This window comes from Paraburkholderia sp. BL6669N2 (assembly GCF_003387275.1).
Classification (GTDB): Bacteria; Pseudomonadota; Gammaproteobacteria; order Burkholderiales; family Burkholderiaceae; genus Paraburkholderia.
The window spans coordinates 1,837,260-1,849,258 of record NZ_QUNA01000001.1 but is presented as its reverse complement, the minus strand read 5'-3'; the positions used below and the strand labels follow the sequence as shown (position 1 = coordinate 1,849,258).

The following is an 11,999-nucleotide window of genomic DNA, read 5'->3' as shown; positions in this document are numbered from 1 at the left end:
ACGGTACGCACAATCGTGGCACGCGGCGAATGCACGCAATGGTCGTCGAACGTATCTGCGCGCGGGTAGTTTGCCGGGGAGACCGGTGCTCTGCGCGGAACCGGAGTGAGCGATGAAGCGCTGACTGCGGATCGTCAGGCGCCAGATACAGTGTCACAGTAAAGAATTCAACGTCATTTCTTGAGGAAACCATGAGTGCTATCGTAGATATCATCGGTCGAGAGATTCTCGATTCGCGAGGCAACCCCACCGTCGAATGCGACGTGCTGCTCGAGTCGGGCACGATGGGCCGCGCCGCGGTGCCGTCGGGCGCGTCGACGGGTTCGCGTGAAGCAATCGAACTGCGCGACGGCGAAACCGGCCGTTACGGCGGCAAGGGCGTGCTGAAGGCTGTCGAGCACATCAACACCGAAATCTCCGAAGCGATCATGGGCCTCGACGCTTCCGAGCAGGCCTTCCTCGACAAGACCCTGCTGGAACTCGACGGTACGGACAACAAGTCGCGCCTCGGCGCGAACGCGATGCTGGCTGTTTCGATGGCCGTCGCGAAGGCTGCCGCTGAAGAAGCCGGCCTGCCGCTGTACCGCTACTTCGGCGGCTCGGGCGCGATGCAACTGCCGGTGCCGATGATGAACATCGTCAACGGCGGCGCGCACGCCAACAACAGCCTGGACATTCAGGAATTCATGATCGTGCCGGTCAGCCAGCCGACCTTCCGCGAAGCACTGCGCTGCGGCGCCGAAGTGTTCCACGCGCTGAAGAAGATCCTGTCGGATCGCGGCATGAGCACGGCAGTGGGCGACGAAGGCGGCTTCGCGCCGAACTTCGGCAGCAACGACGAATGCCTGTCGACCATTCTGCAAGCCATCGAGAAAGCCGGCTACCGCGCCGGTGAAGACGTGCTGCTCGCCCTCGACTGCGCAGCGAGCGAGTTCTACCACGACGGCAAGTACCAACTGGCCGGCGAAGGCCTGCAACTGTCGTCCACGGAATTCGCGGACTACCTCGCGAATCTGGCCGACAAGTTCCCGATCGTGTCGATCGAAGACGGCATGCACGAAAGCGACTGGGCCGGCTGGAAAACGCTGACCGACAAGCTTGGCAAGAAGGTGCAACTGGTGGGCGACGACCTGTTCGTCACCAACACGCGCATCCTGAAGGAAGGCATCGAGAAGGGTATCGCCAACTCGATCCTGATCAAGATCAACCAGATCGGTACGCTCACGGAAACCTTCGCGGCGATCGAAATGGCCAAGCGCGCCGGTTACACCGCAGTGATCTCCCACCGTTCGGGCGAAACGGAAGATTCGACGATCGCGGATATCGCGGTCGGCCTGAACGCCGGTCAGATCAAGACGGGTTCGCTGTCGCGTTCGGACCGCATCTCGAAGTACAACCAGTTGCTGCGCATCGAAGAAGACCTCGGTGATATCGCCAGCTACCCTGGCAAGTCGGCGTTCTACAATCTGCGCTAATGGCTGGTGTGCTGGCGCTGACCGATGAGCCGGTTATCCTTCGTCTTCGTTTCTGATTGAACCCGCCGCCCTGCGTATAGCGCAGGGCGGCGTGTATTTATTGTGCTTACTTCATGCGGCTTGTCACTGCTGTCCTGATCGTTCTACTGGCGCTGATCCAGTACCCGCTCTGGTGGGGGCACGGCGGTTGGTTGCGCGTGCACGAGTTGCAGCAGCAACTGGCGCAGCAGGTGCAAAAGAATGCCGATTCGAAACTGCGCAACGAACGCATTCAAGGCGAAGTGCAGGACTTGCAGAACGGCACGTCCGCGGTCGAAGAGCGGGCGCGTTATGAGATGGGCATGGTGAAGGACGGCGAGGTGTTCGTGCAATTCGTCTCGCCGAACGCGCCGTTGCCGTCGGGGAACACGCCTTCGGTCACGACCTCCACACGGGGCGAGATGTCGGCGGCGCCGCTGCATGTGGTGCCGAATCCGGAGTCGCGCGCGAAGCCGGATCGCAAGCATGGTGGCAAGGCGGCTGCGGCGAAGGACAAGAAGCCTGCGCACTGAGCGTCGCCGTAGCACGGCAACGGTTCAGTACGATGGATGCAGAAAAGGCACGGTGAGAACCGTGCCTTTTTCTTTGACCCTCGCCGCCGCGCGCCGCGCCGCGATTTCCGCAGTGCGCGTCAGAGCCTGCCGGCGCTCACCAGCCCCAATACGGCCCGTAACCGACGCCGATACCCGTACCCCAGCCGTGTCCCCAACCACCGCCGTAGTAGCTGCCGTACACGCTGACAGGCGGCGTGTAGTAACGCGACCAGGCTTGCGCTGCGTTGTCGGCCGCAATCGCCTGATTCTGCTCGGCCATCACCTGGCGATCGATCGCGTCATAGCGCTGGCGTTCTTCAGGCGTCAGCGGTTGGGCGGTGGCGGCCATGCCCGACTGGTCGGCGGGCAGCCGGCTATAAATCGGCGACGGGCCCGGTGGGTCCATCATGCAGCCGGCCAGCGCGCCACTGCCGGCGACGACAGCCAGCACAGCCACCGTGCGCGCACGGCACAGCAGCGGGATCAACGAAGTAGGGTGGTTCATGTTCGATCTCCATTGGTCGGATGCCTAAGCAAATCATGCGCCGCGCGCACCGCCAATGATTCAACGCAATGATCAAAGATACTGCGCCGCCCGGGCCCTGAAAAGGCAGCGGGCGGCGCGGTATTTTTACTGCCGTGATGCAGGCGTGATGAACCGCCGTTCGGCGCGTATGCAATCCGCGCGCCGGCGAGCCGTTTAGTGCCGCTGTTCAGCCGCGGGCGTCACACCTTGTGAGAGCGCCTCGGCGACGAAAAGTTGCGCCACGTCGACCGGATCGAACTCGTAACGCTGATTGCAGAACTCGCAATGAATCTCGACATGGCCGCGCTCCTCGAGCACGCCGTCGACTTCCTCGCGGCCCAGCATCTTCAGCATGCCGCCGACTTTTTCGCGCGAACACGTGCACTCGAAGCGCGCCGTGGCCGGTTCGAAATGCTGAACGTTTTCCTGCCAGAAGAGGCGCCGGAAGATCGTTTCCGGTTCTTCCTTCAGCAGTTCGTCTTGCGACATCGTGCCGCCCAGCGTGCAGACGCGCTCCCACGTGTCCGCGTCGAGATCGCCCGGATGGGGCACGATGCCGCCGTCGCCCGGCAGCTTTTGCAGCAGCATGCCGACCGCGCGCTCGGTGTTCGCCGCGAGCCACAGGCGCGTGTCGAGCTGCTCCGAGTGATGCATGTAATGTTCGAGCACTTCGGCCATGGAGTTGAGCGGGCCGTCCACGCCCGACAGCGGCACGATACTTTGATACGGCTGCTGACCGGGCTGCTTGCTGGCCGGGTCGAGCGTGATCACGCAGCGGCCGTGGCCGCTCGCGTTGAGCAGGTCGACCATGCTGGCCGTCTCGCCGATCACGTTGGCCGCTTCGCCGGACAGCTTGGCGGTGGCGCGCATCGACAGGTCGGAGCCGCATTGCACCACCAGCATCTTGACCGGGCCGTCGCCGAAAATCTGCATGATGAGCGTGCCGTCGAACTTGAGATTCGCCGACAGCAGGGCGCACGCCGCCATCATTTCGCCCAGAACCGTCCGCACCGGCGCCGGATAGTCGCGGCGCGTCAGCACTTCCTGCCATGTATTGCGCAGGGAAACGATCTCGCCGCGCACTGGCGCCGCGCTGAACATGAATTTTTGCAACTGGTCGCTCACAACTTTTCCTCGGTCAAATGACGCAGCATGATGCCGCGCCGCGCGCTCCGGCTGGTTAGCCGATGCGCACGAGCTGCGCCTTGTAGTATTCGCGGCGCTCGGCATAAACTGCCGCGCCGCGCTGCATGTTGGCGATATCCGTCTCGGTCAGTTCGCGCACCACCTTGGCGGGCGCGCCGAGAATCAGCGAATTGTCGGGAAACACCTTGCCCTCGGTGACGATGGCGCCCGCTCCGACCAGACAGTTGCGGCCGATTACCGCTCCATTCAAGACCACGGCCTGAATTCCGATCAGCGAGCCTTCCTTGATCGTGCAGCCGTGCAGCATGACCTGATGGCCGACGGTCACGTTCGGCTCGATCGTGAGCGGAAAACCGGGGTCGGTGTGCAGCACGGCGTTTTCCTGCACGTTGCTCGCGGCGCCGATGGTGATCGGCTCGTTGTCGCCGCGAATCGTCGCGCCGAACCAGACGCTGGCGTTCTCCCCGAGCGTCACGTTGCCGATGATGCTCGCCGAATCCGCGACAAAGACGCTTTCATGGATGGTCGGGGCGGCTTCGCCAAGCTTGTAAATGGTCACGGTGTCTCCTCTTGATCGGTCGCTGCGTGCGCTGGACTGGGCGCCGAACTGCCCGGAACGGTTATCTCACCGGGCTGTCCGGCCTCGTCGGCGCATCGGGCGCGTTGGATGGTCGAATCGGGTATTGTAAACGGTTGTGTGGTTGAGCCGCTTGGCCCGGCCAAGAGGTGCTCGCTTCGCGGCTCGCGGCGCGGCCCACGCGGATGCGGTGCGCAGCACGTCCTGGCGCCGCTCTTGTCCGGCGATTGAGATTTACTTCACCATCCGGTCCGCGCATCGGCGGGCTATCTCGTTATAATCGAACGACCATTCGTTTTTTTGGACGTGCCGTTCATGAACACTTCCCAGTCTGAATTCGTCGGCGTGCGCGGCATCCGTCTGCATGTGCGGCGTTGGGGCAATCCGGATGCGCCGATGCTCTTCATGCTGCACGGCTGGATGGACGTGGCCGCATCGTTCCAGTTCGTCGTCGATGCGCTGGGCGGCGACTGGCAGGTGCTGGCGCCGGATATGCGCGGTTTTGGCCTGTCGGACTGGCCGGTGGCGGAGCACGGCGGCGGCAACTACTGGATTCAGGACTATCTGGCCGATCTCGACGCGTTGCTCGATCACTACGCGCCGGCCGGCGAAGTGAATCTGGTCGGCCACAGCATGGGGGCGAACATCGCCTGCGTGTATGCGGGCGTGCGGCCGGAGCGGGTGCGGCGGGTGGTCGATCTGGAAGGTTTCGGTCTTGCGCCGTCGCACTCGGCGCAAGCGCCCAGGCGCCTGCGCAACTGGCTCGACGAGTTGCGCGATCCGCCGCAACTGAAGCGCTACGCGTCGCTCGACGACGTCGCCGCGCGCCTGATCAAGACCAATCCGCGCCTCGATCCGCAACGCGCGCAGTTTCTCGCGCAGCATTGGTCGAAGCCGGACGGCGAAGGGCGCTTCATGCTGCTCGCGGATCCCGCGCACAAGCTGCGCGGCCCGGCGCTGTACCGTCTCGACGAAGTGATGGCGACCTGGCGTAAGGTAAGCGCGAAGGTGCTGCACGTGGAAGCCGCCAATTCGCCGACCCTCGCGCAGATTGCTGGCGAGATTCCACTCGACGAATTCAAGGCGCGTTTTCAGGCGTTCCCCGACTGGCGCGAGAAGATCATCGACGGAGCGGGGCACATGGTGCATCACGACCAGCCGGAGCAGGTGGCGGCGCTGATCGAGGGATTCTGCGCGTAGCGCTTTCGAGAAGTCCTCGGGTTCCGGGGCAGCCGCTTCGGGGCGTCCGTTGTGAGATAGCTCTGCGTCCGCTTACTGCGTTGCAGTAAAATGAGCGCAGAACCTTTTCAAGACGACGATGAACGCCGACCTCCACTGTCACTCCACCGTTTCCGACGGCCAGTTCGCGCCGGCCGACGTCGCGCGCCGCGCGCATGCGGGCGGCGTGACGTTGTGGGCGCTGACCGATCACGATGAACTGGGCGGTCAGCACGAAGCGCGAAGCACTGCCGAGGCACTCGGCATGGACTATCTGAGCGGCGTCGAGATTTCGGTCACGTGGGCGTCGCGCACGGTGCACATCGTCGGGCTGGGAATCGATCCGACCAGTTCGATCCTGATCGACGGCCTCGCGCGTACGCGCAACGGCCGCGCCGCGCGGGCGGAGGCGATCGGCGAGCAACTCGCCACGCTCGGCATTCCGGACGCCTATCAGGGCGCGCTCAAATATGTGTCGAATCCGGACATGATTTCGCGCACGCATTTCGCGCGTTTCATGGTGGAAAGCGGCTACGCCAGTTCCACGCAGGACGTGTTCAGCCGCTTTCTCGGCGACGGCAAACCGGGCTACGTGGCGCACCGCTGGGCCAAGCTGGCCGACGCGGTGGGCTGGATTCAGGCCGCCGGCGGCGAAGCGATCATTGCGCATCCGGGTCGCTACGCTTATTCGCCGGTCGAATTCGACGCATTTTTTGCCGAGTTCATCGATCTCGGCGGCAAGGCGATCGAAGTGGTGACGGGCAGCCACACGCCGGATCAATACCGTGAATACGCCGATGTCGCGCGCCGTTTCGGTTTCGAGGCGTCGCGCGGGTCCGACTTCCATGCCCCGGGCGAAGGCCGCGTCGATCTCGGCACGCTGCCGCCGCTGCCCGCCGATCTGAAGCCCGTCTGGGAACGCTGGCTGTGAGCGCGCCGTGCCGTCGCGGCACGTCGTCGACGAAGAGCGGCCGGGCAAGGCGCATATTTTCGGCCGACGCTCAGCCGCAGCCCGCTTTGCCGACCGTCCGCCTTCCATCCGTGAGCCAACGTTAGCCGCCATGTCCCAATACTTCCGGCTTCATCCTGATAACCCGCAGCCGCGCCTCGTCAAGCAGGCCGTGCAGATCATCAACGATGGCGGCGTGGTCGCGTTGCCGACGGATTCGAGCTACGCGCTCGCCTGCCATCTGGACGACAAGGACGCGGTCGAGCGTCTGCGGCGCATTCGCGGACTCGACGAGAAGCAGTTGCTGTCGCTGCTGGTGCGCGACCTGTCGGAACTCGCCAATTTCGCGATGGTGGACAACCGCCAATACCGGCTGATCAAATCGGTGACACCGGGTCCGTACGTGTTCGTCCTGCAAGCCACCAAGGAAGTGCCGCGGCGCCTGTCGCATCCGTCGCGCAAGACCATCGGGCTGCGCGTGCCGGATCACGCGATCACGCTGGCGATTCTCGAAGAACTCGGCCAGCCGCTGCTCGGCTCGACGCTGATCATGCCGGGCGAAACCCAGCCGTTGAATGACCCCGAAGAAATCCGCGAGCGCCTCGAGAAGCAACTGGATCTGGTGATCGACGGCGGTCCGTGCGCGTGCGAGCCGTCCACGGTGATCGATCTGACCGGCGCGGAACCGGTGCTGGTGCGGCCGGGGCGTGGCTCGCTGGCGCCGTTCGGCCTCGAAGAAACGGCATGAGTGAAAGCGGACAGACGCACGCAATCGCGTTGTTACAATAACGAGTTATGGATTCTTCCCTGATACAGACCATTGCGGTGTACGCGCTGCCGGTGATTTTCGCCATCACGCTGCACGAAGCCGCCCATGGTTACGTCGCGCGCTGGCTCGGCGACAATACCGCTTATGTGCTCGGCCGCGTCTCCGTCAATCCGATGCGGCACATCGATCCGCTCGGCACGATCGCGATTCCCTTGCTGCTGTACTTCGCCACGAGCGGCGCGTTCATGTTCGGCTACGCCAAACCGGTGCCGGTCGCCTTCGGCAACCTGCGCAATCCGCGTTGGGGCAGCCTGTGGGTCGCGGCTGCGGGCCCGGCCTGCAACTTCGTGCAGGCGGTGATTTGGGGGCTGTTCGGCGTCGCGCTCGCGGTCATGAACGTGGACGAGCCGTTCTTCACGCGCATGGCGGGCGCGGGCGTCGGCGTGAATCTCGTGCTCGGCGTGCTCAACCTTTTTCCGCTGCCGCCGCTCGACGGCGGCCGTGTGCTGATGGCGCTGCTGCCGCCGCGGCAGTCCATCACGCTGTCGCGCCTCGAACCGTACGGGTTTTTCATCGTAATGGCGCTGGTCATGACGGGCACGCTCACGCGATACTGGCTGAACCCGCTGGTCACGATCGGCTATAGCGCGATCACCGCCATTCTGACTCCCCTTGTTTCGCTTTTCTAGATAACCATGTTCCCAGACCGTATCTTCTCCGGCATGCGGCCCACCGGGTCGTTGCACCTCGGCCACTATCACGGCGTGCTGAAAAACTGGGTGCGGCTGCAGTCCGAGTACCCGTGCTTTTTTTGTGTGGTCGACTGGCATGCGCTGACCACGCACTACGAAACGCCCGAAGTGATCGAAAAGAATGTCTGGGACGTGCTGATCGACTGGCTGGCCTCCGGCATCGATCCGGCGCAGGCCACGCTGTTCATTCAGAGCAAGGTGCCCGAGCACGCCGAACTGGCGCTGCTGCTCGGCATGAGCACGCCGCTCGGCTGGCTCGAACGCGTGCCGACCTACAAGGAGCAGCAGGAGAAGCTGAAGGACAAGGATCTGTCCACTTACGGCTTCCTCGGCTATCCGGTGCTGATGGCGGCGGACATTCTGCTGTATCGCGGCTCGCTCGTGCCGGTTGGCGAAGACCAGGTGCCGCACGTTGAAATGACGCGCGAAATCGCACGCCGTTTCAACTATCTGTACGGCCGCGAACCGGGCTTCGAAGAGAAGGCCAACGACGCCGCGAAAAAGCTCGGCGGCAAGCGCGCCAAGCTGTACCACGAGCTGCGCAACGCTTACCAGCAGGAAGGCGACGACGAAGCGCTCGAACAGGCGCGCGCCATGTTGCAGGAGTCGCAGAGCCTGTCGATGAACGACCGCGAGCGCCTGTTCGGCTACCTCGAAGGTTCGCGCAAGATCATTCTGGTCGAGCCGCAGGCGATGTTGACGGAAGCGTCGCGCATGCCGGGTCTCGATGGCCAGAAAATGTCGAAGTCGTACGGCAACACGATCGGCCTGCGTGAAGATGCGGAGACCATCACGAAAAAAGTCCGCACCATGCCGACCGATCCGGCTCGCGTACGCCGCACCGATCCGGGCGACCCCGACAAATGCCCGGTGTGGCAGCTTCACCAGGTCTACACGGACGAAGCCACCCACGAATGGGTGCAGAAGGGTTGCCGCACGGCCGGCATTGGTTGCCTCGAGTGCAAGCAGCCGGTGATCGAAGGCATCCTGCGCGAGCAGCAGCCCATGCTCGAGCGCGCGCAGAAGTACATGGACGATCCGTCGCTGTTGCGCGCGATCGTTGCCGACGGTTGCGACAAGGCGCGCCGGTTCGCCACGGAAACGATGCGCGACGTACGCGAAGCCATGGGGCTCTCGTACAACTGACGAGCGGCGCTGATCTCATGAGTGGTTCCGCTGCTGCCGCCGTGCATGGATTGGGCGAGCCGTCGCCGTGGGTGCGCGATTGGGCGCATCTGGTCGCGAAGGGCGGCGCTGTGCTCGACGTCGCGTCCGGAGCGGGGCGGCATGCTCGTTTCTTTGCGTCGCTGGGGCATCGGGTGACCGCCATCGACCGCGACGCAGCGGCGCTCGACGCGCTGCGCGGCGAGCCGTTCGTCACTCCGCTCCAGGCCGATCTCGAAGGCGCCGCGTGGCCTCTTCCGGCCGGCGCGAAATTCGCCGCCGTCGTGGTGACGAATTACCTGCACCGGCCGCTCTTTCCGCAGCTCGTGGACGCGCTCGCGCCCGGCGGCGTACTGGTTTACGAGACCTTCGCGCAAGGAAACGAAAGCGTCGGCAAACCCTCTAATCCGGCGTTTCTGCTGGCGCCGGGCGAACTCCTCGACCGCGTGCGCGGCCGGCTCCGGGTTGTCGCTTTTCAGGACGGTTTTCTCGCGCAGCCGCGCCCGGCCTACGTCCAGCGGATCTGCGCAATTCTGGAGGCGGAGCGCTCAGTCGACCCCGCGCAGGCGGCACCCCCGCCTTGTTACGAGTTGGCTGGCTAATCCGCTACAATCGCGGTTTACCTGATCAAATTCATGGCGTTTCATGACTAACGGCAACCACAGCGGCAACCAAGGCAGCAATACCGGCGTTCAGATTCGCGGCAGCATTCCTGCCATCATCACCCCGATGCTCGAAGACGGCGGCCTCGATCTGCCGGCGTTTCGCAAACTGATCGACTGGCACGTCGCGGAGGGCACGAACGCTCTCGTGGTGGTCGGCACGAGCGGCGAGTCGGCCACGTTGTCGGTCGAAGAACACGTGCTGATGGTCAAGACCGCAGTCGAGCATACGGCGGGCCGGATTCCGGTGATCGCGGGCTCGGGCGGCAACTCCACGACGGAAGCCATCGAACTTACCCGGCAGGCCAAGGAAGTCGGCGCCGACGCCACGCTTCAGGTCGTCCCGTACTACAACAAGCCGACGCAGGAAGGCATCTATCGCCACTTCGCGAAGATCGCCGAAACCGTCGATCTGCCGGTGATTCTGTATAACGTGCCGGGCCGCACCGTTGCGGACATGAGCAACGAAACCATTCTGCGTTGCGCGCAGGTGCCGGGCATCATCGGTGTGAAGGAAGCGACCGGCAATATCGATCGCGCCGCGCATCTGATCAAGTCCGCGCCGTCGCACTTCGGCATCTACAGCGGCGACGATCCCACCGCGATCGCGCTGATGCTGCTGGGCGGCCACGGTAATATTTCGGTCACCGCCAACGTCGCGCCGCGGGCGATGAGCGAGCTCTGCAAGGCCGCCCTGGCTGCGGATGCGAAGACCGCGCGTGAAATTCATCTGAAACTCCTGTCGCTGCACAAGAACCTGTTCATCGAATCGAATCCGATTCCGGCCAAATGGGCACTGCAGCAATTGGGTCGTGTGCAGGGCGGAATCCGCCTGCCGCTCACGCCGCTCGACGCGCAATACCACGAGGTGGTGCGCGCCGCGCTGCGCGAAGCGGGCCTGCTGGGCTAGGCGGATAGCGTCCGCGGCACCCAGTAGCGCTAACGAAAGCCTGCCACCGGCACTCCCTTAACCGACGTCGATCCAGCCCACGTTCCCGGCACACAGAACCAAGGCACCGCGTTCCAGCATCACGAAGGACCTCATGAAACGTTCCGCACTTTCCCTCCACGCAACCCGCATGGCGGCGCTGGCGCTTGCCCTCACGACGCTCGCCGGCTGTGACACGCTGAACGACTGGTTTGCTTCCGACCGCGTCAACTACAAGGGGGCGGGCAGCGCGCCGCCGCTCGCCGTTCCAAACGATTTGAGCACCACCAAGACCGACGAGCGGTATGTCGCACCGCCGGCCAATCTGGCATTGGGCGGCGCGCAGAAGCGCGCGGTGACGGCTGCCGGCAATACGACCGAAGGCCAGCCGAACGCGCAGGATCCGCTCGGCATGCACATCGAACGTGATGGCGATCGCCGCTGGCTGGTCGTCGACGGCCGCTCGCCGGATCAGCTCTGGCCGCAGTTGCAGGAGTTCTGGCAGGAAAACGGCTTCGCGCTGAAGACCGACGCGCCGGCCACCGGCATCATGACGACCGACTGGGCGGAAAACCGCGCCAACATTCCGGACGACTGGTTCCGCCGCACGGTGGGCAAGGTCATCGATTTCGCGTATTCGTCGGGCACGCGTGACAGCTTCCGCACACTCGTGTCGCGCGCGCCGGGCGACACGACCGACATCTCCATTACGCACAGCGCCATGGAGGAAGTGTTGACGGGGCAGGACAAGACGTCGTCGCGTTGGGAGGAGCGGCCGCGCGATCCGGCGCTCGAGGCCCTGTTCCTCACCAAGCTGATGCAGAAGTTCGGCTTGACCGAAGCGCAATCGAAGCAACTGCTGACCGACGCGCGCACAGCGGTTGCGCCGGCCACGATCGACCAGAGCGCGGGCGCATCCACGCTCGACCTGCCTGAGTCGTTCGATCGCGCGTGGCTGCGCGTGGGCCTCGCGCTCGACCGCACCAACTTTACCGTCGACAACCGCGATCGCGCGAAGGGCATCTACTACGTGCGCTATGCGGACTCCATGCAGGAGCTGAAGAAGGAAGGGCTGCTCGGCAAGCTGTTTTACAGCGGCAATTCGTCGAAGAAGCCGAGCCAGGAATTCCTCGTCAACGTGCGTTCGAAGGGCGACACGGTGACGCAGGTGGCGGTGCTGACGGCGAACGGGCAGGTCGACAATTCGTCCGACGCGCAGCGCATCGTGACGCTGCTGCACGCGCAACTGAACTAAGCGGAC

The 11,999-nt window shown here is 64.1% G+C and carries 13 protein-coding genes; 10 read left to right on the top strand and 3 right to left on the bottom strand.

Annotated elements, in window-relative coordinates; all coding sequences use genetic code 11:
- Window positions 1–191: 191 nt before the first annotated feature.
- Both eno and ftsB read left to right on the top strand, forming a co-directional pair.
- The gene (gene eno / locus B0G80_RS08530) at window positions 192–1,475 is read left to right on the top strand and encodes a phosphopyruvate hydratase (RefSeq protein WP_012433549.1); all 1,284 of its coding nucleotides are present in this window, start codon (window positions 192–194) and stop codon (window positions 1,473–1,475) included.
- Window positions 1,476–1,588: 113 nt separating this feature from the next.
- On the top strand, window positions 1,589–2,026 hold the full coding sequence (gene ftsB / locus B0G80_RS08525) for a cell division protein FtsB (RefSeq protein ID WP_106279469.1): 438 nt from the start codon (window positions 1,589–1,591) through the stop codon (window positions 2,024–2,026).
- A 136-nt stretch (window positions 2,027–2,162) separates the two neighbouring features.
- On the opposite strand, the gene B0G80_RS08520 is transcribed toward ftsB, so the two are convergent.
- The 3 genes from B0G80_RS08520 to B0G80_RS08510 all read right to left on the bottom strand — a co-directional run bounded on the left by B0G80_RS08520 (window position 2,163) and on the right by B0G80_RS08510 (window position 4,278).
- Window positions 2,163–2,552, bottom strand: coding sequence for a hypothetical protein (locus B0G80_RS08520; RefSeq protein ID WP_116117701.1), 390 nt, complete (start codon window positions 2,550–2,552; stop codon window positions 2,163–2,165).
- 195 nt (window positions 2,553–2,747) lie between these two features.
- Complete coding sequence (gene hslO, locus B0G80_RS08515) at window positions 2,748–3,698, bottom strand: Hsp33 family molecular chaperone HslO (RefSeq protein WP_012433546.1); 951 nt, start codon at window positions 3,696–3,698, stop codon at window positions 2,748–2,750.
- A gap of 55 nt (window positions 3,699–3,753) precedes the next feature.
- The gene (locus B0G80_RS08510; RefSeq protein ID WP_116117700.1) at window positions 3,754–4,278 is read right to left on the bottom strand and encodes a gamma carbonic anhydrase family protein; all 525 of its coding nucleotides are present in this window, start codon (window positions 4,276–4,278) and stop codon (window positions 3,754–3,756) included.
- Between the two features lie 333 nt (window positions 4,279–4,611).
- On the opposite strand from B0G80_RS08510, the gene B0G80_RS08505 reads away from it, so the two are divergent.
- From B0G80_RS08505 to bamC, 8 genes are all read left to right on the top strand, one after another.
- The gene (locus tag B0G80_RS08505) at window positions 4,612–5,496 is read left to right on the top strand and encodes an alpha/beta fold hydrolase (protein WP_116119576.1); all 885 of its coding nucleotides are present in this window, start codon (window positions 4,612–4,614) and stop codon (window positions 5,494–5,496) included.
- A 118-nt stretch (window positions 5,497–5,614) separates the two neighbouring features.
- Entirely contained in the window at window positions 5,615–6,445 is an 831-nt protein-coding gene (locus tag B0G80_RS08500; RefSeq protein ID WP_116117699.1) for a 3',5'-nucleoside bisphosphate phosphatase, read from the top strand.
- A 130-nt stretch (window positions 6,446–6,575) separates the two neighbouring features.
- The gene (locus tag B0G80_RS08495) at window positions 6,576–7,211 is read left to right on the top strand and encodes an L-threonylcarbamoyladenylate synthase (RefSeq protein WP_106279782.1); all 636 of its coding nucleotides are present in this window, start codon (window positions 6,576–6,578) and stop codon (window positions 7,209–7,211) included.
- A 47-nt stretch (window positions 7,212–7,258) separates the two neighbouring features.
- Window positions 7,259–7,921, top strand: coding sequence for a site-2 protease family protein (locus tag B0G80_RS08490; RefSeq protein WP_106279477.1), 663 nt, complete (start codon window positions 7,259–7,261; stop codon window positions 7,919–7,921).
- 6 nt (window positions 7,922–7,927) lie between these two features.
- A complete protein-coding gene (locus B0G80_RS08485) occupies window positions 7,928–9,130 on the top strand; it encodes a tryptophan--tRNA ligase (RefSeq protein WP_106279479.1) in 1,203 nt (400 codons plus the stop codon).
- 17 nt (window positions 9,131–9,147) lie between these two features.
- Window positions 9,148–9,750: a bifunctional 2-polyprenyl-6-hydroxyphenol methylase/3-demethylubiquinol 3-O-methyltransferase UbiG gene (locus B0G80_RS08480; protein WP_116117698.1), complete on the top strand. Its 603-nt coding sequence runs from the start codon at window positions 9,148–9,150 to the stop codon at window positions 9,748–9,750.
- Window positions 9,751–9,793: 43 nt separating this feature from the next.
- On the top strand, window positions 9,794–10,720 hold the full coding sequence (dapA, locus tag B0G80_RS08475) for a 4-hydroxy-tetrahydrodipicolinate synthase (protein WP_116117697.1): 927 nt from the start codon (window positions 9,794–9,796) through the stop codon (window positions 10,718–10,720).
- 133 nt (window positions 10,721–10,853) lie between these two features.
- Window positions 10,854–11,993 carry an outer membrane protein assembly factor BamC gene (gene bamC / locus B0G80_RS08470; RefSeq protein WP_116117696.1) on the top strand — a complete coding sequence of 380 codons (1,140 nt, stop codon included), beginning with the start codon at window positions 10,854–10,856 and terminating at the stop codon, window positions 11,991–11,993.
- The last annotated feature ends 6 nt before the right edge of the window (window positions 11,994–11,999 follow it).

What these genes read in the sequence shown, in the direction of transcription:
- B0G80_RS08480 (WP_116117698.1), top strand. Translation starts at nt 9,148, where the DNA reads ATGAGTGGTTCCGCTGCTGCCGCCGTGCATGGATTGGGCGAGCCGTCG.
- eno (WP_012433549.1), top strand. Translation starts at nt 192, where the DNA reads ATGAGTGCTATCGTAGATATCATCGGTCGAGAGATTCTCGATTCGCGA.
- B0G80_RS08495 (WP_106279782.1), top strand. Translation starts at nt 6,576, where the DNA reads ATGTCCCAATACTTCCGGCTTCATCCTGATAACCCGCAGCCGCGCCTC.
- bamC (WP_116117696.1), top strand. Translation starts at nt 10,854, where the DNA reads ATGAAACGTTCCGCACTTTCCCTCCACGCAACCCGCATGGCGGCGCTG.
- B0G80_RS08520 (WP_116117701.1), bottom strand. Translation starts at nt 2,552, where the DNA reads ATGAACCACCCTACTTCGTTGATCCCGCTGCTGTGCCGTGCGCGCACG.
- B0G80_RS08500 (WP_116117699.1), top strand. Translation starts at nt 5,615, where the DNA reads ATGAACGCCGACCTCCACTGTCACTCCACCGTTTCCGACGGCCAGTTC.
- B0G80_RS08485 (WP_106279479.1), top strand. Translation starts at nt 7,928, where the DNA reads ATGTTCCCAGACCGTATCTTCTCCGGCATGCGGCCCACCGGGTCGTTG.
- dapA (WP_116117697.1), top strand. Translation starts at nt 9,794, where the DNA reads ATGACTAACGGCAACCACAGCGGCAACCAAGGCAGCAATACCGGCGTT.
- ftsB (WP_106279469.1), top strand. Translation starts at nt 1,589, where the DNA reads ATGCGGCTTGTCACTGCTGTCCTGATCGTTCTACTGGCGCTGATCCAG.
- B0G80_RS08505 (WP_116119576.1), top strand. Translation starts at nt 4,612, where the DNA reads ATGAACACTTCCCAGTCTGAATTCGTCGGCGTGCGCGGCATCCGTCTG.
- B0G80_RS08490 (WP_106279477.1), top strand. Translation starts at nt 7,259, where the DNA reads ATGGATTCTTCCCTGATACAGACCATTGCGGTGTACGCGCTGCCGGTG.